At 59.6% G+C, this 20,681-nt stretch carries 12 protein-coding genes; 11 read left to right on the plus strand and 1 reads right to left on the minus strand.

Annotated features, from left to right (window positions below):
* Positions 1-687 precede the first annotated feature (687 nt).
* The 6 genes from K5E40_RS32850 to argR all read left to right on the plus strand — a co-directional run bounded on the left by K5E40_RS32850 (position 688) and on the right by argR (position 6,055).
* Positions 688-1,461: an ABC transporter substrate-binding protein gene (locus tag K5E40_RS32850; RefSeq protein WP_221734279.1), complete on the plus strand. Its 774-nt coding sequence runs from the start codon at positions 688-690 to the stop codon at positions 1,459-1,461.
* Between the two features lie 91 nt (positions 1,462-1,552).
* Positions 1,553-2,242, plus strand: a complete 690-nt coding sequence (locus tag K5E40_RS32855; protein ID WP_053122878.1) for an ABC transporter permease — start codon at positions 1,553-1,555, stop codon at positions 2,240-2,242.
* Positions 2,239-2,937 carry an ABC transporter permease gene (locus K5E40_RS32860; RefSeq protein ID WP_221734280.1) on the plus strand — a complete coding sequence of 233 codons (699 nt, stop codon included), beginning with the start codon at positions 2,239-2,241 and terminating at the stop codon, positions 2,935-2,937. Before K5E40_RS32855 ends, K5E40_RS32860 begins: the two co-directional genes overlap by 4 nt.
* Before the next feature lies 1 nt (position 2,938).
* A complete protein-coding gene (locus tag K5E40_RS32865) occupies positions 2,939-4,051 on the plus strand; it encodes a M14 family metallopeptidase (RefSeq protein ID WP_221734281.1) in 1,113 nt (370 codons plus the stop codon).
* A gap of 27 nt (positions 4,052-4,078) precedes the next feature.
* Positions 4,079-4,843 (plus strand): ABC transporter ATP-binding protein, encoded by a 765-nt coding sequence (locus K5E40_RS32870; RefSeq protein ID WP_221734282.1) that lies wholly within the window; start codon positions 4,079-4,081, stop codon positions 4,841-4,843.
* A gap of 231 nt (positions 4,844-5,074) precedes the next feature.
* Positions 5,075-6,055, plus strand: a complete 981-nt coding sequence (gene argR / locus K5E40_RS32875) for a transcriptional regulator ArgR (protein WP_221734283.1) — start codon at positions 5,075-5,077, stop codon at positions 6,053-6,055.
* A gap of 22 nt (positions 6,056-6,077) precedes the next feature.
* Here the strand turns inward: argR and K5E40_RS32880 are convergent, their stop codons facing one another.
* Positions 6,078-13,895 carry a dermonecrotic toxin domain-containing protein gene (locus tag K5E40_RS32880; protein WP_221734284.1) on the minus strand — a complete coding sequence of 2,606 codons (7,818 nt, stop codon included), beginning with the start codon at positions 13,893-13,895 and terminating at the stop codon, positions 6,078-6,080.
* 304 nt (positions 13,896-14,199) lie between these two features.
* On the opposite strand from K5E40_RS32880, the gene K5E40_RS32885 reads away from it, so the two are divergent.
* The 5 genes from K5E40_RS32885 to astB all read left to right on the plus strand — a co-directional run bounded on the left by K5E40_RS32885 (position 14,200) and on the right by astB (position 20,653).
* Complete coding sequence (locus tag K5E40_RS32885; RefSeq protein ID WP_221734285.1) at positions 14,200-15,420, plus strand: aspartate aminotransferase family protein; 1,221 nt, start codon at positions 14,200-14,202, stop codon at positions 15,418-15,420.
* 162 nt (positions 15,421-15,582) lie between these two features.
* Positions 15,583-16,602 carry an arginine/ornithine succinyltransferase subunit alpha gene (gene aruF / locus K5E40_RS32890; RefSeq protein WP_059404897.1) on the plus strand — a complete coding sequence of 340 codons (1,020 nt, stop codon included), beginning with the start codon at positions 15,583-15,585 and terminating at the stop codon, positions 16,600-16,602.
* 51 nt (positions 16,603-16,653) lie between these two features.
* Positions 16,654-17,679 (plus strand): arginine N-succinyltransferase, encoded by a 1,026-nt coding sequence (gene astA / locus K5E40_RS32895; protein WP_221734286.1) that lies wholly within the window; start codon positions 16,654-16,656, stop codon positions 17,677-17,679.
* Positions 17,676-19,145 (plus strand): succinylglutamate-semialdehyde dehydrogenase, encoded by a 1,470-nt coding sequence (astD, locus tag K5E40_RS32900; RefSeq protein WP_221734288.1) that lies wholly within the window; start codon positions 17,676-17,678, stop codon positions 19,143-19,145. Before astA ends, astD begins: the two co-directional genes overlap by 4 nt.
* 161 nt (positions 19,146-19,306) lie before the next feature.
* Complete coding sequence (gene astB, locus K5E40_RS32905) at positions 19,307-20,653, plus strand: N-succinylarginine dihydrolase (RefSeq protein WP_221734287.1); 1,347 nt, start codon at positions 19,307-19,309, stop codon at positions 20,651-20,653.
* Positions 20,654-20,681: the final 28 nt, after the last annotated feature.

Genomic DNA, 20,681 nt, shown 5'->3' on the forward strand with positions numbered 1-20,681 from the left:
GGGGCGTCTGTGAGTATTGGTTCGGTTTATGTGGTGGCTGGTTTGGCCCCTTCGCGAGCAAGCCCGCTCCCACAGGGGATTGCATTGGGTCTGAAGGAATTCGGTCAAAACTGTGGGAGCGGGCTTGCTCGCGAAGGCAATTTGTCAGGCGCTGGTGTAGTCCGCAGCCAGAAACCGAAACCACCCAACCAATAATTATCGATTTCCCGTGTAAGACATTTCCGCCTGTTACCCTTCCGCCTCCAAGTAACCAAATGTGTAACCGTCCGCGCCAAACCGGGGCGAGGGGAAACGCATCGCCCCGTTTTAGAGCCTCAAAACCCGGCGAGAAAAATAAGACACAACGCTGCGCTTGCCGGATTAGAAGGGTTTGCGAATAATAGGCCCGCAATTTGCAGCATAGATCGGTTCACTGTCTTTCGCTCTTGCATGAAATTGCGGGGCTGTCAATGTGCTCAAGTGGGTTTCTCAGTGCATCTGTAATTAGTTGTCGCATTGAAGAAATATCGACTTCGGGCCTGTCGTTAGAATGCCGATCACTGGCTCATCGTGGCTAACGTTGAAACCTCCTGCGGTTTCAATAGGAAATTTCCCACCGATGCAGCAACGGATTTTCCGATTCACCCATTCGCATATTGGGCTGTTGCTCACTCTGCCGTTTTTGCCCTTTACCGATGGAGTCTCAAGATGAAGAAACTTGTGCTGCTTGGCGCCCTGGCACTGTCCGTGCTGTCGCTCAATGCCTTCGCTGACGAAAAACCTGTGAAGATCGGTATCGAAGCGGCCTACCCTCCGTTCGCTTCCAAAGCGCCGGACGGCAGCATCGTCGGTTTCGACTATGACATCGGCAACGCGCTGTGCGAGCAGATGCAGGTCAAGTGTGTATGGGTCGAGCAAGAGTTCGACGGTCTGATCCCGGCACTGAAAGTGCGCAAGATCGACGCGATCCTGTCGTCCATGTCGATCACTGAAGACCGCAAGAAGTCCGTCGACTTCACCAACAAGTACTACAACACCCCGGCACGTCTGGTCATGAAGGCCGGTACTCAGGTCAGCGAAGGTCTGGCTGAGCTCAAGGGCAAGAACATCGGCGTGCAACGTGGTTCGATCCACGAGCGTTTCGCCCGCGAAGTCCTGGCTCCACTGGGCGCCGAAATCAAACCGTACGGTTCGCAGAACGAGATCTACCTCGACGTGGCCGCCGGTCGCCTCGACGGCACCCTGGCTGATGCCACCCTGCTGCAAGACGGTTTCCTGAACACCGACGCTGGTAAAGGTTTCGCCTTCGCAGGCCCGGCATTCACCGACGTCAAATACTTCGGCGACGGCGTGGGCATCGCTGTGCGTAAGGGCGATGCCCTGAAAGACAAGATCAACGCTGCCATCGCGGCCATCCGCGAAAACGGCAAATACAAAGCTATCCAGGACAAGTACTTCGCCTTCGATATCTACGGCAAGTAATACGTCTCTGCGACAAGTCCGAAATGGCGCAAGCAACAGGATCTCTGCGGTTTGCGCCATTTTTTCATCCCAACTTTCGAGGACCTGAATCATGTTGAAAGGCTACGGGGCTGTCATCCTCGATGGCGCATGGCTGACGCTTCAGCTCGCCTTGTCGTCCATGGCTCTGGCCATCGTTCTCGGGCTGATCGGTGTTGCACTGCGCCTGTCGCCGGTGCGCTGGCTGGCGTGGCTGGGCGATCTGTATTCCACGGTGATCCGCGGGATTCCCGATCTGGTGCTGATCCTGCTGATTTTCTACGGCGGTCAGGACTTGCTCAACCGCGTGGCGCCGCTGCTCGGCTTCAACGATTACATCGACCTGAACCCGTTGGCCGCCGGTATCGGCACCCTCGGTTTCATCTTCGGGGCGTACCTGTCGGAAACCTTCCGTGGCGCGTTCATGGCGATCCCCAAGGGGCAGGCCGAGGCGGGCATGGCCTACGGCATGAGCAGTTTTCAGGTGTTCTTCCGGGTGATGGTGCCGCAGATGATTCGCTTGGCGATTCCGGGCTTCACCAACAACTGGCTGGTACTGACCAAGGCGACTGCGCTGATTTCGGTGGTCGGCCTGCAAGACATGATGTTCAAGGCCAAGCAGGCGGCGGATGCCACTCGCGAGCCTTTCACCTTCTTCCTTGCAGTGGCGGCGATGTACCTGGTGATCACCAGTGTTTCGTTGCTGGCATTGCGTCAACTTGAGAAGCGCTACTCGGTAGGCGTAAGGGCGGCTGATCTATGATCTTCGACTACAACGTCATTTGGGAGGCTATGCCGCTGTACCTCGGCGGCCTGTTGACCACCCTCAAATTGCTCGCGCTGTCGCTGTTCTTTGGTCTATTGGCGGCGTTGCCGCTGGGGCTGATGCGCGTCTCCAAGAACTCGATCGTCAACGGCACCGCGTGGCTGTACACCTACGTGATTCGCGGTACGCCGATGCTGGTTCAACTGTTCCTGATCTACTACGGTCTGGCCCAGTTCGAAGCTGTACGTGAAAGCTTCCTCTGGCCGTGGCTGTCCAGCGCTACGTTCTGCGCATGCCTGGCGTTCGCCGTGAACACCAGCGCTTACACCGCGGAAATCATCGCCGGCAGCCTGAAGGCGACGCCGAACGGTGAGATCGAAGCGGCCAAAGCCATGGGCATGTCACGCTTCAAGATGTACAAGCGCATCCTGCTGCCGTCGGCCCTGCGCCGCGCGTTGCCGCAGTACAGCAACGAAGTGATCATGATGCTGCAGACCACCAGTCTGGCGTCCATCGTGACCCTGATCGACATCACGGGTGCGGCCCGTACCGTTAACGCGCAGTACTACCTGCCGTTCGAGGCGTACATCACCGCTGGCGTGTTCTACCTGTGCCTGACCTTCATTCTGGTCAAGTTGTTCAAGCTGGCCGAGCGTCGCTGGCTGAGCTACCTGGCCCCGCGGAAGCACTGATATGGAACGTATCGACCACGTTTTGCCGTGGAGCCATCTGGGCAGCGAGCGCAGGATTTCGGTATTTCGTTTCGGCAGCGGCGAGCGCAAGGCCTACATTCAGGCCAGCCTGCACGCTGACGAATTGCCGGGCATGCGCACCGCTTGGGAGCTGAAAAAGCGCCTCGGCGAACTCGAAGCCAAAGGCCTGCTCAACGGCGTGATCGAGCTGGTGCCGGTGGCCAACCCGTTGGGTCTTGGCCAGTTGCTGCAAGGCAATCACCAAGGGCGTTTCGAGGCGGGCAGTGGCAAGAATTTCAACCGTGACTTCGTTGAGCTGAGCGCGCCGGTTGCGGCGGCTTTGGCTGACAGCCTCGGTGACGATCCGCACGCCAACATTCGCCTGATCCGTCAGGCGATGGCCGATCATCTGGCGGCATTGCCGCCCGCGAGCAGCCAGTTGCAAGGCATGCAGCGCGTATTGCTCAGCCATGCCTGCACCGCCGACGTGGTACTCGACTTGCACTGTGATGCTGAAGCTGCGCTGCACCTGTATGCGTTGCCGCAGCACTGGCCGCAGTGGCGTTCACTGGCCGCGCATCTGAATGTGAAAGTGGGTTTGCTGGCGGAAGATTCCGGCGGCAGCTCGTTCGATGAAGCCTGTTCGCTGCCGTGGCTGCGCCTGTCGCGTCAGTTTGCGCAGGCGCAGATTCCGTTGGCCTGTCTGGCGACGACCATCGAGCTGGGCGGTCAGGCTGACACCGGCCGCGTTGAAGCCCAGGCGTATGCTGAAGGCATTCTGGCGTTCCTCGCGGAGCAGGGCTTGATCAGCGGCGAGTGGCCGAACCCGGCACACGAGCCGTGCGAAGGCATGCCGTTCGAAGGCACCGAATTGTTGTTCGCGCCGCACCCGGGCGTGGTGAGCTTTGTGCGTAAACCCGGCGAATGGGTCGAGGCCGGTGATGAGATTTTTGAAGTGATCGACCCTGTGTCCGATCGGGTCAGCACGGTATGTGCTGGTACGTCCGGGGTGCTGTTTGCCATTGAACGGCTGCGCTATGCCCAACCCGGTTTCTGGCTGGCCAAGGTGGCGGGGCGCGAAGCGCTGCGTCACGGGCGCTTGCTCAACGACTGACTGACTGTTTTTGTGAGAACCGACCGCATGTACAAACTTGAAGTCCAAGACCTGCATAAACGCTATGGCAGTCACGAAGTGCTCAAGGGCGTGTCCCTGAAAGCGGCAGCCGGCGATGTGATCAGCATCATCGGCTCCAGTGGCTCCGGCAAAAGTACTTTCCTGCGTTGCATCAACCTGCTTGAGCAGCCGCACGCGGGCAAGATCCTGCTCAACAACGAAGAGCTGAAACTGGTCGCGAACAAGGACGGCGCGCTGAAAGCCGCTGATCCAAAGCAGTTGCAGCGTATGCGTTCGCGTCTGTCGATGGTGTTCCAGCATTTCAACCTGTGGTCGCACATGACTGCGCTGGAAAACATCATGGAAGCGCCGGTGCATGTACTGGGCATGTCCAAGGCTGAAGCCCGCGAGAAAGCCGAGCATTACCTGAACAAGGTCGGCGTGGCCCATCGTAAGGATGCGTTCCCGGGGCACATGTCCGGCGGCGAGCAGCAGCGTGTGGCAATTGCCCGTGCGCTGGCGATGGAACCGGAAGTGATGCTGTTCGACGAACCGACCTCGGCACTCGACCCGGAACTGGTAGGCGACGTGCTCAAAGTCATGCAGGCGCTGGCTCAGGAAGGCCGCACCATGGTGGTGGTCACCCACGAAATGGGCTTTGCCCGTGAAGTGTCGAACCAGTTGGTGTTCCTCCACAAAGGTGTTGTGGAAGAAAGCGGCGATCCGCGCGAAGTGCTGGTCAATCCGCAATCGGAGCGTCTGCAACAGTTCCTCTCGGGTAGCCTCAAGTAATCGCTCCCGTTATGCACCAAATTAGGTCATGCTTCGCGACCTGAAGACTTGCTCGACCCCCTGTGGGAGCGGGCTTGCTCGCGAAAGCGGTGTATCAGTCGACATCATTGGTGTCTGATCTACCGCATTCGCGAGCAAGCCCGCTCCCACAATGGATCTGCGACAGTTTCGATTTCGGGCTAGCATTGGCCCTTGCCTTCATCACCGTTTCTCGTTTCGGATTGCCCGCCCATGACTGCCCATCGAATTGGTTTCCTGATTTGGCCCAGCACTAAAGCGTTGACGCTGGCGCTGGCGGAGGAGGCCTTGCGTGTTGCTCAGCGTGTGCACCCGGACGTGGTCTACGAGTTGACGTTCTTGCAGGCCGAGCCACCCGCCGAAGGTGCCTGGCAATTGCCCGGCGAGCCGTGGGCCGGCAAGCTCGAGAACTTCCAGAAACTGTTTTTGCTCGCCGATGAGCCGCCGACGTCTTTGGCGCCGGCTCTGAGCAGTGCACTGAAACAACTGGTGCGGGCCGGTTGTGTGATCGCAGGTTTGTCGGCCGGTGTGTATCCGTTGGCGCAACTCGGTTTGCTCGACGGTTACCGCGCCGCCGTGCACTGGCGCTGGCAGGACGATTTTGCTGAACGTTTCCCGAAAGTCATCGCCACGAGCCATCTGTTCGACTGGGACCGTGATCGCCTGACCGCGTGTGGCGGCATGTCGGTGCTCGACTTGTTGCTGGCGGTGCTGGCGCGCGATCACGGCGCAGAACTGGCCGGTGCGGTGTCCGAAGAACTGGTGGTGGAGCGCATCCGCGAGGGTGGCGAGCGTCAGCGCATTCCGTTGCAGAACCGTCTGGGCTCCAGCCATCCGAAGCTCACCCAGGCGGTGTTGCTGATGGAAGCCAATATCGAAGAACCGCTGACCACCGACGAAATCGCCCAACATGTGTGCGTATCCCGTCGGCAGTTGGAGCGGATCTTCAAGCAATACCTCAATCGTGTGCCGAGCCAGTACTACCTGGAACTGCGCCTGAACAAGGCCCGGCAGATGTTGATGCAAACCAGCAAGTCGATCATTCAGATCGGCCTGTCGTGCGGCTTCTCCTCGGGGCCGCATTTCTCCAGCGCCTATCGCAACTTCTTCGGTGCCACGCCGCGGGAAGATCGCAACCAGCGGCGCAGCAGCAGCCCGTTCGAGTTGTCGTCGGTGCCGCCCGAGCGCGGTTAGACAATGGCTGGCAGGCTCTTGCTTAGGGCCCCGACGAATCGACAGATATTGGTGAGTGTTCACTTCCATTCGAGAACGAAGAGTCTTCGAAATCGTTGAGCAGTTGATGAAGATTTCGCGTCCTTCTTTGTTCCTCGATCAACCTGGCTTCATTTGCAGCCTTATAAACGCTCAGACGCTGCTGGCTCTGTGCGGTCAATGGATTACCACTGAAGTCGAAAGTCGCTTTCAAGCCGGAACCGCTGGTCAGCAACTGGGCTGGCAACTCCGTGATGGCGTTATCGGACAGGTTTGCATGCATCAGATACGGCAACTCGGACAGCCCTTGTGGTATTTCGGTGAGCCCGGTGTTGCTCAGGTCCAGTGAGCGCGACTCCTGCAGAGTTCTCAGGTCCGGCGTCAGGCCAAGCGGGTTGTTGTGCAAGTCCAGTGAGCGCAGCTTGTCCAGGGTGCCGAGTGCATCCACGGTCTGGGGAGTCAGCACGACTTGGCAGTTGTGCAGACTCAAGTTCTCCAGTTCGTTCTGCTTGAAGATGGCAGCGGGAAGGTCGCCCAGCGGATAGTCGCGGATCGTGAGGTCTTTGAGAGCCGGGAAAAGCCCGATAAGTTGATCCACTCGATGAGCCACTTTCGCTGTGCTCGTCAATTGCAGCTTGTGTATATACCCAAAGTTGCCACTCAACGCCGGTAGTTCACCGGTGAACGACAGGTCGCAGGTGAAGTCGGCGAACATCGAGGCGGTGGGATAATTGCGCAGACGTTGCTCTAGGCTTTCCCTGAACTGCGCTCTTTTGGCTTTTTCCACTGCCGTTGCTTCTGCATCCAGCCCCGTCTGCATAGCGGCCTCGTTCACCCACCCTTCAAGCTTGCTGAGTACGCTGTCCAGTTCGGTCTGCCGACGCATCAGTTCGAGACGACCATCGGCCAGTGTGCCTGGCAGGCGATAGATCATCCGGCTGGCCTCTGTGCTGTTCAGGTTCGGATGGATCGTTTGCGCCAGATCGATATCGGCCTGGTCGGCCGCCACCCCCATCTCGTAATAGCTTGTCTGGAAAAATGTCTTTATGCGCTCCCGGGAAGCGGCAGACAGCGGGTTGGCGGTCAACTGGACGCGGGTGCCAGCGTTACCGGGGAAGTCGTGAGGCAGTTCCACTATCGAGTTCTCGATGAGCAAGGCTGATCGAAGTTGAGGCAGTTGTGCCAGACCGACCGGAACACTGTCGATGCCGGTTCTGGAAAGATCCAGGATCGTCAGCTCGCGCAGCGCTGTTAAATCCGGCACCGCGCCTAACAGGTTGTTGTACAGGTCCAGCGTCTTCAATCGGGTCAAGGCGGACAAAGTGACCTGTCCTCCGGCTTCGATTGAGATACCGCAGCTATTGAGCCTCATCGATTCGAGCGACGGCATGCGCGTCAGTGCCGTGGGCAGGCGTCCCAAGGTGAAACCGCGTATCTCCAGCGCCTGCACGCCGGTGAAACAGGCCAGAAAACCATCGGGGATATTCAGGGCGGCATTACCCTGGAGGGACAGTTGAGTGACGTGGCCGAAATCGGCCGCCAGTACCGGCAATTCACCGGCAAAATTCATGTCAGCTACAAGCGCGTTGAGCCTCAGTTGCGGTTTGTCGATGTGTCTGCTGCGCCAGAACTGCTCCAGTGTTTTTCCGAATTGTTTGCGTGCGTTGTGTTCAATCGCTCTTTGAGCTGCACCCCAGTATTGACCGGTCAGCGGATCGCGCACCGGTGCTCTCTCGGCCCAGGCGCCCAGGTCGCTGATCATTTGAGCCATTTCTATTTCCCAGTTCACTAACTGAGTGCTGCCGGCCTGCAGTGTGCCGGGCAGGTGATAGATCATGTGGCTGGCGTCTTCGACGTCCAGTTGCGGGAACAGGTTCTGCGCGCGGGCGAGATCGTCCACATCCGGCAATACGCCAAAGTCTCGCCCCTTTTCTGTGTAGTACGTCTTGATGCGCTCGCGAGCGGCTTGGGACAGAGGGTTGCTGGCCAGATTGACGCCGTCGACGAGATCCAGATCCATACTGAAAAATGCTTCGGGCAGATCGGTAAGGTTGTTGCCATTGAGCAGGGCGCTTCTCAGGTTGGGGTGATCGACGAGCCCGTTCGGCAGGGTTGAAATGGCGGTATTGCTCAGTCGAAGGTCGTTCAATGCCGGCAGCGTTCGCAGGTCGGGCGCCACGGTCAGAGGGTTGCCGTTGAGGTTCAGAAGCTCAAGGTCGCTCAGGCCGGCGAGGGTATTTTCGCCCTCAAGCGTGAGTGTCACGCCGCAGCGGCTCAGCGTGAGCTCTTTGAGCTCCGGCAGGTTGGCCATGAACGAGGGTATTTCACCCAGCGCGAAATGACGCATCGTCAGAATATGCGCCTTGGTAAACAGCTCAATGAATGGGCCGACCCCGCTGATGGCGTCATTGCCATTGAGCTGGAGGCTTGAGACGTGGCTGAAATCCATTTCAAGCCGTGGCATGTCGCCGACGAACCTCAAATCCAACTCGAAGAAATCCTCGCGCATCGCGGACTCGTTGGACCTGCTGCGCCAGAGTCGCTCCAGTCGGTGCCCGAATTCCGATCGGGCAGCGTACTGGTCGAATAGCTCAATGGCCGAAAACGCTTCGCCGGTGACAGGGTGAACGCTTGGAACTTGCGGGGCCCAGCGCGTCAGGTCAGCGTTCATGCGAGTCAATTGCGCTCGCCAGCGATCAAGCTGTATCCGTCCATCTGCCAGGGTTCCGGGCAAGTCATAGACCACATCGCTGGCCTCTTGCTCGTCCAGAGTTGGAAACAGATCCCGCGCAATGGCGATTTCGCTGCTATCGACCCGTACATCAAAGTCGTAGCCGGTTTTGCGGTAGTAGGTTTTGATCCGGTTGCGTGTCTCTGTCGACAACGGATTGTCGGAGAAATCGAATAATTCAGAGCGGTCGACGGGGAGATCGAAAATCGCCTCGGGTAATTCGCTGATCAAGTTACCGTTGAAAATCGCGGTTCGCAGGTTCGGATGGTCGGCCAGTCCGTCAGGAACGGCAGAGATGCCGGTGTTGGACAAATCTGCGTATGTCAGCTCAGGCAACAGGTTGAGGTCGGGGAATGTACCCAGCGGGTTGTTCCTCAAGTCCAGTGTTTGCAGGTTGTTCAGTGAAACGAGCGTCGCCTGGTTTTCGGGGGTCAGTATCACCCCGCAGTTGTTCAGATCGAGCGTGGTGAGCCGAGGCATGTTGAATGCCGAGAGGGCGACGGGTTCCAGGTCAAAGGTATTGAGTTCCAGCATGGATAAATTTTGGAAGCGCTGCACGAATGGCAGTAACGCGGTGATGTTTGTATTGCCCGTCAGGGTCAGCCTGGAGACATGGTCAAAGTTAGCGCTGAGCACTGGCATGTCGCCCATGAACTGGAGCGTCGCCACCAGGTTGTCATTTCTGGTCAGTGCCGACCTGCTGCGCCAGAACTGATCCAGTGTTTGTGCGAAATTGATCCTGGCGGACAATTCGCGCGCTTGCTCGTTCATGTTCAAGCCCTGGTCGGTCACGGGCGTCTGGTTGACCCACTGACCCAGCTCAGCATTGAGCTGGGTGACTTCCGCTTCCCAGTGGGCGAGCTGGACTCGACCTTGAGCCAGCGAGCCTGGCAATCGATACAGCAGGTCAGTCGCCTGGTCGGCGTCCAGAGCCGGATACAGCGTGGTAGTGCGCAAAATATCGGCCTGTTCGGCCCTGATTCCGAAGTGTCTGCCGGTGCGATTGTAGAAGCTCTTCACTTGCTCCCGAGTGGCGGCCGACACCGGGTTGTCGGCAAAGCTGAAGCCGTCACTGAGGACGCTGGCCAGGTTGAAAAATGCGTCCGGGATTTCGGTGATCTGATTGTTATCGAATCGGCCGGTGATCAGTCGGGGGTGTTCGAGCAAACCAGTGGGTAGCGCGGAGATGTTGGTGTCGACCAGATTGAGGTGACGCAGCGATGGCATCGTACTGACGTCGAGAGGATGTTGCAGAGGGTTGCCTCGCAGATCCAGCAGCGAGAGCTCGGGAATTGCTGCCAGCACCGATTGGTTGGCTGCTGAAAGCGTGATGCCGCAGTTGCGCAGCACCAACTGCCGAAGCATTGGCATGGAGGTGAAGGCTTGCGGAAGGTTGGGCATGTTGAGGTTTTGCCCGTCCATGTACATCAATCGCGGGAAATTCTGCATGAAGGTAGCGAGGTTGCTGGTACTGGCACTGCCATTGATCGACAGCATGGTGACGTGGCTGAAATCCGCATTCAGCCGCGGAAGTTCGCCCATTACCGGTTGTGCTATCTGCAGAATGTATCCGGCGGAGGCGCGTGTTTGCCTGCGCCAGCAACGCAGGAGCGCGAGCTTGATCTGAGCGCGGTTCTGCCGGGCTGCTCGACGCTGAAGGTCCGTCAGTGGCAGACCGCTGGCTGGGTCGTTGAGCGCAACGTTGTTCTCCCAGCTCAGCAGATCATCACTGAGGCTGTTGTATTCGATGCGAAGCCTGGAAAGTTCTGCGTTCAGACCTGCCGGATCATGCTGGAACCTGGCGGTAAACGTTCGCGCTTCCTCGGCAGAATACCCTCGGAAAATTGCCTGTAGCCGTTCTTCCTGGGTGAGGAACCGGGCGCCCAGGTTGGGAAAGTTGTCCTGATTTTCTATGCTGACCACGCCGGCTTCGCCCAGCTCGAAAAAATCGGGTGCTTCACGATCTCTTGTGGTGGGGAGCGGTGGTTCATTTCTGATCCCCACCAGTCGCAGCGTGTCTACGGCTGGGGGCTGAATCAGCGGGTCGCAAATCGCCACTCGCAGGTCGCTGCGCGCCACCGGTCGTTGGCGGATCGCCGCTTTCAGGGTCTCGGCCTGGCCTACCTGGATGTTCACCGCGTTGCGCTCTGCGTCCGGCAGAGCGTACAAAATGCTGGAATAGAAGTCGGTGGCCGAGTGCAGTTCCTGGCCGCGATCATCGTAGGGTTGATAGCGGCCGTCGCTTTGACGCACCAGCACTTTTTGCGCGGGGGCATCGCTGCGACCGGTGCTGTCGAGCATCGGCCCTTCGTAGCGACCGTCGCGAATTTCGATGTGCACGTCGCCGCTCCAGCCGGGCAACCGTTTGAGGCTGTGCAGCGCCAGGGTGTCGGTATCGGGATTGTTCACGCCGTCCAGTTCCAGCCCCTCATAGGCGCGGGTAACACGCACTTCCTGACTGGCCAGTTGCATGAGTTGCTGCTGACGCGCCGGCACTTGCCCTTCGCTGATCAGCAGCAACTCGTCACCACTGGCGGTGTCGAGCAGTTCACGGGTGACAGTGGCCGGTAGCGCCGGATCGTGCTGGAGGAGGACCTGTGTCAGTGGATCGTTGCTGTGCTGGAGCGCCTGGTAGCGCGTCTCGAACATGACGCTGCGTTGTTGTATGGCGAGCTGGGCCAGTTGCTTGCGCAGCATCTGGCTGCGTACGTCCAGTGGCGGCGTCGGGCCGGCGAACTCCATGCCCAGCAGGGCTTTGCCTTGCGCCTCGTCGAGGGCATAAAACAGACTTTTGAGCAGGTCGCCGCCGATCAGGCTGTCTTGATGCAGCTCGGTCAGCGGCAAGCTCTCGTCACTGGAGGATTGCCAGATGAGTTCGCCTTGTTTATCCAGCAAACGCAGGCGCTTGCCGGCAGGCCAGCGGCCCTGCTCGGTCAACAGTTGCAACTGCATGACCGGGTCGGCGCGCAGGTATTGCTCGGGCACATCGCTGCCCAGATAGTCGTTGAAGCGTTGCAACTGCTGATCGATCTTGAGGCGCTGGATGCTGTCGGCCAGCAACGGCGGGAGTTTTTCCTGATCGACATGCATCTTGCGCAGGGCACCTTCGTTGACCCCGCTGACCTGAAGAATCGTTTCGCGTTCGAGCGGGGAAAACGACTCGACCAAGGGGCCGATCCGGCGCAGCGCCGTGGGCTTGTCCCATTCCAGCGGTTGTTCGAGTTCGGTGTGCCAGGCGCCGTCGCCGTTGTGTCGTAACAGCGGTTGGTAAGCATCGGGACGGGTCGGGTGTTCGATCCGGTACTGGCCGGGGATGGTGCTTTCGCTCACGGCAAAATGGGCGTTTTCGAGCGGCAACAGATGTTTGCCTTGATGCTGGTGCAGGCCGAGTTGATTGGGCGTGGAGTCGGGGGCCGGAACACTTTCCTGTTGATAGCGGCCGAGGTCAGGATCCCAGTAACGGATTTGTTCGTTGGCCGTTTTGACCGCTTTGAAGCGGTCGATGAAGGCGACGACTTCTTTGGGCAAAATCTTGGGAAGCTCGGCCACGGCAATATTCCCGCCTACCGCAAACAACCCCAATTGGATCAGTGATTCGAGGGTGCTCATCAAGTGTTCGAACGCTTCGGTGGTGCGCCCCTGCGCCCATTCGATGATGCCTTCGAAGGCCTCGTTGAGAAACTGATAAGCCATGTACGCCATCATCGCTTCGCCCAAGACGGGCACGAAGGGCGCGATGACCAGTGCGGCGGTTTGCACGATCGTCGAAATGATGTTGACCACCGAATCCCAGAAGGCCCAGCGGGCTTTCTGGTCGACCGAAGCGGTCGGTACGGCGATGAAGCGGGCATCGTTGAGGATCTTGTTGAGTTTCGCCTGATAGAGGTGTTGCCACAGATCGTCGTGGAACGGGATGAATGCCGTCTCCAGATTGGGTCGCTCGACCGGGGATTCTCGCCAGGCGGGTTCAGCGCTCCCTGTCACACTTGGGTGCCATTTGATTTTGCTCAAGCGGTCATTGAGGCCGGAGAAGAAAAAACCGCGGTGCTCGTGATTCACGAACCGGCTGAAAAAGTGCTGGTATTCCTCTGAGCGCAACTGTCGGGTCAATTCAATGACCATATCGAGTGCCGAGGCATATTCCTTGAACGGGTGCTCGGGGTCTTCCGGGACATAGGCCACCACTTTTGCGGTTTTTCGCGCCTCCTCCAGGCCGGGGGCAAACACGACGATACCGGTAAGCGCGGCGCCCATCATCGTCACGTCATGACGCACCACGGGCACGCTGTTGATCCGTATGCCTTGCAGCCCGTCGAGCATCGCGTCGATCAGGCGGAAAGAACTTTGCGAAATATCACGGTTCATCAGTGCCATCTGCAGCGCTGCGCGCATCGCGGCTTTTTCGCTCGCATCAATCTTTTGGCGCAGCGACGTTGCCACTGCCGGATCGGAGAAGCCCAGATGGTCTTCCAGATGGGTTTTGTATTGCGCGCCGATATCCAGTTCCCGGCACAGCTTCGTAAAGTCCGCAATGCTCAGTTTGGCCTTGATCGACGGCAGGGTATCGAACTGGCCGGTCGTTGAGGGCTGGGTGATGTAAGTCGAGTCGGCTTCGAAGGCACCGTCGCGGGTTTCCTTTTCTTCGAAGTTATGCAGCGCGGCATCCAGTAGCGAGACCGTCCAGGTCCGAGCGCCGGTACTGATCGGGAACCAGGGCGTGGTCGCGGGGATATACAGGCGCAGGAACGTTTTGCGCACATCCACATCCAGGTCCAAGCGGCTCTTCAGCGCTTGCTTGAGCAAGGGTTCGGCGAAGGCACTGGCGTCCTGCAAATGTTCCAGTTGCGTGTCGACCTCACTTTGCGCCGTCCAGTGTTCGGCGTTGAGGGCTTTGAGTATCTGATGCTGCTCGGTCGGTACCGCCTGCAGTGTGAGGGTTTGCGATGGCCGCGTGTTTTTCAGGGCCATGCGTCTGGCGGGCGAGACATTGGCAAGCCAGTCGGGGAGGGCGTTCTTCAAGTGCTGATAGTGATCATCTGGGTGTTGCGGGTCGGTTGCCGCTGTCGGGTGCTGTCCTTGAGTCAAATGCATGTGCCGTTCCTTGGCCGTTGAAAAGAGCAACAGCAAATCAGGAAGTGGCGATCCAGGTGCGGTACATATTTATCGCTTGGGCGTGAGGCTGAGTTGGTATTCTCCTGCGTCTGCCGCAATCGGCAGCGCCAGTTTAAACTGCGCCTTTGCGACGCTATTTGTCGCATTGCCGTAAACCCGGGAAAAACCGGGGTTTGCGCTATAAGAAGTTGTCGCTTGGCGGCAAGGCCGGGCTGAAAACTGTCCTTACAATCCCCCCATCGCTCGCCAGTTTCAGGCGGGTGGCCCTCATCAGGAGACTCCGATGTCCGTTGAGCACGCTGCGGTACAACGCGCCGATTTCGACCAGGTTATGGTTCCCAACTACGCGCCTGCCGCTTTCATTCCGGTGCGTGGCGCCGGTTCCCGCGTCTGGGATCAGGCCGGCCGCGAGCTGATCGACTTCGCCGGCGGCATCGCCGTCAACGTATTGGGCCACGCGCACCCCGCGCTGGTCGGTGCCTTGACCGAGCAAGCGAACAAGCTGTGGCACGTTTCGAACGTGTTCACTAACGAGCCAGCCCTGCGTCTGGCGCACAAGCTGATCGACGCAACCTTCGCCGAGCGTGTGTTCTTCTGCAACTCCGGCGCCGAAGCCAACGAGGCCGCCTTCAAGCTGGCCCGTCGCGTCGCATTCGACCGTTTCGGCACTGAGAAATACGAGATCATCGCCGCGCTGAACAGCTTCCACGGCCGCACCCTGTTCACCGTGAACGTGGGTGGCCAGTCGAAGTATTCCGACGGTTTTGGCCCGAAAATCACCGGTATCACCCACGTTCCCTACAACGATCTGGCGGCGCTGAAAGCGGCCGTTTCCGACAAGACCTGTGCGGTCGTGCTCGAACCGATCCAGGGCGAGGGCGGCGTACTGCCGGCCGAACTGGCTTACCTGCAAGGTGCCCGCGAACTGTGCGACGCGAACAACGCGCTGCTGGTGTTCGATGAAGTGCAGACCGGCATGGGCCGCAGCGGCAAACTGTTTGCCTACCAGCATTACGGTGTGACCCCGGACATCCTCACCAGCGCCAAGAGCCTGGGCGGCGGTTTCCCGATCGCGGCGATGCTGACCACCGAAGCGCTGGCCAAACATCTGGTCGTCGGCACCCACGGCACCACCTACGGCGGCAACCCGCTGGCGTGCGCGGTAGCGGAAGCTGTGATTGACGTGATCAACACCCCTGAAGTGCTGAACGGCGTCAATGCCAAGCACGACAAGTTCAAAACCCGTCTTGAGCAGATCGGCGAAAAGTACGGCCTGTTCACTCAGGTGCGTGGCCTCGGTTTGCTGATCGGTTGCGTGCTGAGCGATGCCTGGAAAGGCAAGGCCAAAGACATCTTCAACGCCGCTGAGAAAGAAGGCTTGATGATTCTGCAAGCAGGTCCCGACGTGATCCGTTTCGCCCCGAGCCTGGTGGTCGAAGACGCTGATATCGATGCCGGTCTGGACCGCTTCGAACGTGCCGCTGCAAAACTCACGCAAGCTTGATAGACCTTTCGATGCCTGAGCGTTTCAGGCGTCGATCAAAATTTTAATGCCAGGCTAGACCAGAAGTGGGAGCGAGCAAGCCCGCTCCCACACTGATCGCTGTTCAAGCAGTGAGAGCCTGGCTATTTCTTCTGTGAATTTATAAGAGAAAGGAGTGACACCATGCTGGTGATGCGCCCCGCGCAAATGGCTGATCTGGGCGAGGTACAGCGTCTGGCTGCGGACAGCCCGATTGGTGTCACTTCCTTGCCGGATGACGTGGAACGTCTGAGCGACAAGATCGCCGCGAGCGAAGCCTCGTTTGCCGCCGAAGTGAGCTTCAACGGTGAAGAGAGTTATTTCTTCGTCCTTGAAGACTCCGCCACCGGCAAACTGGTCGGCTGCTCGGCGATCGTTGCTTCGGCCGGTTATTCGGAACCGTTCTACAGCTTTCGCAACGAGACCTTCGTCCACGCCTCCCGCGAGCTGAAGATCCACAACAAGATCCATGTGCTTTCGCAGTGCCACGACCTGACCGGCAATAGCTTGCTGACCAGTTTCTACGTGCAGCGTGAGTTGGTGGGTTCGCCGTGGGCTGAGCTCAATTCCCGTGGTCGTTTGCTGTTCGTCGCCAGCCACCCGGAGCGTTTCGCCGATTCGGTGGTGACTGAGATCGTCGGTTACAGCGATGAGAATGGCGATTCGCCGTTCTGGGACGCCATCGGTCGCAATTTCTTCGACCTCAACTACGCCGAGGCCGAGCGCCTGTGCGGGTTGAAAAGCCGTACGTTCCTCGCCGAACTGATGCCGCATTACCCGATCTACGTGCCGCTGCTGCCGGATTCCGCCCAAGAGGCGATGGGCCAGGTGCACCCGCGAGCGCAGATCACTTTCGACATCCTGATGCGCGAAGGTTTCGAGACCGATCACTACATCGATATTTTCGACGGCGGCCCGACCCTGCATGCGCGTGTGTCGGGGATCCGTTCGATCGCCCAGAGCCGCGTGGTGCCGGTGAAGATCGGCGAGCCGGTCAAAGGTGCCGGGCGCCAGTATCTGGTGGCCAACGCGCAGTTGCAGGATTACCGCGCCGTGTTGCTTGAGCTGGACTACGCGCCGGGCAAACCGGTGACTCTTGATCTGGAAGCGGCCGAGGCCTTGGGCGTCGGTGAAGGTGCCAGCGTGCGCCTGGTGGCGGTTTAACGCCTTAGCGAGTTTTACGGGTGGCGAAGGCGGCCCGTTTGAGGAGATAGCATGATTGTTCGTCCCGTACGCAGCAGCGATTTATCCGCGCTGATCGACCTGGCCCGCAGCACCGGCACTGGCCTGACCACGTTGCCGGCCAACGAAGAACGCCTGACCCATCGGGTCGACTGGGCTGAAAAGACCTTTCGCGGCGAAGCCGGCCGTGGCGATGCGGATTACCTGTTCGTGCTTGAAGACGACGACGGTCGCGTGGTGGGCATTTCCGCTATCGCCGGCGCGGTCGGTCTGCGTGAGCCCTGGTACAACTTCCGTGTCGGCCTGACCGTCAGCGCTTCGCAAGAGCTGAACATCTATCGTGAGATCCCGACGCTGTTCCTGGCCAACGACCTGACCGGCAACTCCGAGCTGTGCTCGCTGTTCCTGCACGCCGATTACCGTAACGGTCTGAACGGCCGCATGCTGTCCAAGGCGCGGATGCTGTTCATCGCTGAGTTCCCGGAGCTGTTCGGCAACAAGATCATCGCCGAAATGCGCGGTGTGTCGGATGACGCTGGCCGTTCGCCGTTCTGGGAAAGTCTGGGCCGGCACTTCTTCAAGATGGAATTCAGCCAGGCCGATTACCTGACGGGGGTCGGCAACAAGGCATTCATTGCGGAGCTGATGCCGAAATTCCCGCTGTACACCTGCTTCCTGTCGCCTGATGCACGCAATGTCATCGGCCAGGTCCACCCGGACACCGAGCCCGCGCTGGCGATGCTCAAGAGCGAAGGGTTCAGCTATCAGGGCTATGTCGACATCTTCGACGCCGGCCCGGCCATCGAATGCGAAACCAGCAAGATCCGCGCGGTGCGTGACAGCGAAGCGCTGGTGCTGGCGGTCGGTACGCCGGGCGACGATGCCACGCCGTTCATCATCCATAACCGCAAACGCGAAGACTGCCGCATCACGGCTGCGCCGGCACGTCTGGCTGCCGGCACGCTGGTGGTCGATCCACAAACCGCCAAACGTCTTCAACTCAACGCGGGCGACCAAGTGCGCGCCGTGGCGTTGTCTGCTGCTCGGGAGTCGAAATAATGAATTCGCTATACATCGCAGGTGAATGGCTGGCCGGTCAGGGCGAAGCTTTTCAGTCGCTCAATCCGGTGACCCAGCAAGTGCTGTGGTCGGGTGAGGGCGCCACAGCCGCTCAGGTCGAGTCGGCCGTGCAGGCGGCGCGTCAGGCGTTTCCGGGTTGGGCACGGCGTTCGCTGGAAGAGCGCATCAGCGTGCTCGAAGCCTTCGCTGCTGCACTGAAGAACCACAGTGACGAACTGGCCCGCACCATCGGTGAAGAAACCGGCAAACCACTGTGGGAAGCCACCACCGAAGTGACCAGCATGGTCAACAAAATCGCGATCTCGGTGCAAAGCTACCGCGAGCGTACCGGCGAGAAGAGCGGCCCGCTGGGCGACGCCACCGCCGTGCTGCGCCACAAGCCTCACGGCGTGGTTGCGGTGTTCGGCCCTTACAACTTCCCTGGCCACTTGCCGAACGGCCACATCGTCCCGGCGCTGTTGGCCGGTAACAGCGTGTTGTTCAAACCGAGCGAGCTGACCCCGAAAGTCGCCGAGCTGACGGTCAAGTGCTGGATCGAAGCCGGTTTGCCGGCCGGCGTCCTGAACCTGCTGCAAGGCGCTCGCGAAACCGGCATTGCGCTGGCGGCGAACCCGGGCATCGACGGTCTGTTCTTCACCGGTTCCAGCCGCACCGGCAACCACTTGCACCAGCAATTTGCCGGGCGTCCGGACAAGATTCTTGCGCTGGAAATGGGTGGCAACAACCCGCTGGTGGTGGATCAGGTCGCTGACCTCGACGCGGCGGTGTACACGATTATTCAATCCGCGTTCATCTCGGCGGGCCAACGTTGCACTTGCGCCCGTCGTCTGCTGGTGCCGCAAGGCGCGTGGGGCGACAGTCTGCTCAAGCGTCTGGTTGAGGTCAGCTCGACCATTGAAGTCGGTGCGTTCGATCAGCAACCGGCGCCGTTCATGGGCTCGGTGATTTCCCTTGGCGCGGCGAAAGCGTTGATGGATGCCCAGGCGCATTTGCTGGCCAATGGCGCCGTGTCACTGCTGGACATGACGCAGCCGCAGGCGCAAGCCGCGTTGCTGACCCCTGGCATTGTTGATGTGACCGCGGTGGCCGAGCGTCCGGACGAAGAACTGTTCGGTCCGTTGCTGCAAGTGATCCGCTATACCGATTTCGCTGCGGCGATCAATGAGGCCAACGACACCGCTTACGGCTTGGCCGCCGGTCTGTTGTCGGATTCCGAAGATCGTTATCAGCAATTCTGGCTGGAAAGCCGCGCCGGCATCGTCAACTGGAACAAGCAATTGACGGGGGCTGCGAGCAGCGCGCCGTTTGGTGGTGTGGGAGCCTCGGGCAACCATCGCGCCAGTGCCTACTACGCGGCGGATTATTGCGCGTACCCGGTGGCGTCGCTGGAAACGCCAAATCTGGTGTTGCCTGCCACTCTGACGCCTGGCGTGAAGATGGCGTGATGCCAATCCTGGCCGGCTAGCTCCCACAGGTTCGGTGGTGCTCACACATTTTGTGTGCGACGCAATACCTGTGGGAGCCAGCCGGCTGGCGATGGCCGCACCGCAGTCTTACTGAACAGTTACTGAAGCCTATAACAACAGATTCTCGTGGAGCCTCGCTGATGAAATCCTATGAAGTCAATTTCGACGGTCTAGTGGGGCCGACCCATAACTACGGCGGTCTGTCCTACGGCAACGTTGCGTCCCAGAGCAACAGCCAGCAGTCCTCGAACCCGAAGGAAGCGGCGCTGCAAGGCCTGGCGAAAATGAAAGCGCTGATGGAAATGGGCTTTCAGCAAGGCGTGCTGGCGCCGCAGGAGCGTCCGGACGTGGCCGCTCTGCGCCGTCTGGGTTTCAGTGGCAGCGACGCGCAAGTGATCGAGCGCGCGGCCAAAGAGGCCATGCCTTTGCTGGTCGCCAGTTGCTCGGCGTCGAGCATGTGGGTCGCCAACGCTGCGACGGTCAGCCCGAGTGCCGATACCGCTGATGGCCGCGTGCATTTCACCGCCGCTAACCTCAACTGCAAATACCACCGCAGCATCGAGCACCCGACCACGAGCCGCGTGCTCGGTGCGATGTTCGCCAATCAGCAACACTTCGCCCATCACGCTGCGCTGCCAGCGGTGGCGCAGTTTGGTGACGAAGGCGCGGCCAACCACACACGTTTCTGCCGTGAGTACGGCGAGGCCGGTGTCGAGTTCTTCGTGTTCGGTCGCAGTGCCTTCGACAACCGTTATCCAGCGCCACAGAAATACCCGGCCCGGCAGACCCTCGAAGCGTCGCAAGCGGTTGTGCGTCTGCACGGTCTGCGTGACGAAGGCGTGGTTTACGCACAGCAGAACCCTAACGTGATCGATCAGGGCGTGTTCCACAACGACGTGATCGCCGTGGGTAATGGCGAGGTGCTGTTCTATCACGAGGACGCGTTCCTCGACACCGATCAGATGCTGGCCGAGTTGCAAGGCAAACTGGCCAAGGTTGGCGGCAATTTCCAGTCGATCTGCGTTCCGCGTTCGGCGGTCACCGTGGATGACGCGGTGCGCTCCTACCTGTTCAACAGCCAATTGCTCTCGCGTCCCGACGGCTCGATGTTGCTGATCGTGCCGCAAGAGTGTCAGGCCAACGAGCGCGTGTGGGCCTACCTGCAAAGTCTGACCAGCTCCGGCGGTCTGATCCGTGAAGTGAAAGTCTTCGACCTCAAGCAGAGCATGCAGAACGGCGGCGGCCCGGCGTGCCTGCGCTTGCGCGTCGCGCTGAATGAAACCGAACTGGCGGCCGTCAACCCAGGGGTTATCATGACGGCCCCGTTGTACGGTTCGTTGACCGCATGGGTTGAAAAGCACTACCGCGACCGCCTGAGCGAAACCGATCTGGCGGACCCGCAATTGTTGCTTGAATGCCGGACGGCACTGGATGAACTGACGCAAATCCTTAAACTGGGCGCTGTTTATCCATTCCAGATCAATTGATGACCGGTGCGCCGCTTGAACGCGGCGC

The sequence above is a fragment of the Pseudomonas baetica genome (assembly GCF_019733355.1).
Classification (GTDB): domain Bacteria; phylum Pseudomonadota; class Gammaproteobacteria; order Pseudomonadales; family Pseudomonadaceae; genus Aquipseudomonas; species Aquipseudomonas baetica_A.

What these genes read in the sequence shown, in the direction of transcription:
- astB (WP_221734287.1), top strand. Translation starts at nt 19,307, where the DNA reads ATGAAATCCTATGAAGTCAATTTCGACGGTCTAGTGGGGCCGACCCAT.
- argR (WP_221734283.1), top strand. Translation starts at nt 5,075, where the DNA reads ATGACTGCCCATCGAATTGGTTTCCTGATTTGGCCCAGCACTAAAGCG.
- K5E40_RS32855 (WP_053122878.1), top strand. Translation starts at nt 1,553, where the DNA reads ATGTTGAAAGGCTACGGGGCTGTCATCCTCGATGGCGCATGGCTGACG.
- K5E40_RS32885 (WP_221734285.1), top strand. Translation starts at nt 14,200, where the DNA reads ATGTCCGTTGAGCACGCTGCGGTACAACGCGCCGATTTCGACCAGGTT.
- K5E40_RS32880 (WP_221734284.1), bottom strand. Translation starts at nt 13,895, where the DNA reads ATGCATTTGACTCAAGGACAGCACCCGACAGCGGCAACCGACCCGCAA.
- K5E40_RS32860 (WP_221734280.1), top strand. Translation starts at nt 2,239, where the DNA reads ATGATCTTCGACTACAACGTCATTTGGGAGGCTATGCCGCTGTACCTC.
- K5E40_RS32870 (WP_221734282.1), top strand. Translation starts at nt 4,079, where the DNA reads ATGTACAAACTTGAAGTCCAAGACCTGCATAAACGCTATGGCAGTCAC.
- K5E40_RS32850 (WP_221734279.1), top strand. Translation starts at nt 688, where the DNA reads ATGAAGAAACTTGTGCTGCTTGGCGCCCTGGCACTGTCCGTGCTGTCG.
- aruF (WP_059404897.1), top strand. Translation starts at nt 15,583, where the DNA reads ATGCTGGTGATGCGCCCCGCGCAAATGGCTGATCTGGGCGAGGTACAG.
- astA (WP_221734286.1), top strand. Translation starts at nt 16,654, where the DNA reads ATGATTGTTCGTCCCGTACGCAGCAGCGATTTATCCGCGCTGATCGAC.
- K5E40_RS32865 (WP_221734281.1), top strand. Translation starts at nt 2,939, where the DNA reads ATGGAACGTATCGACCACGTTTTGCCGTGGAGCCATCTGGGCAGCGAG.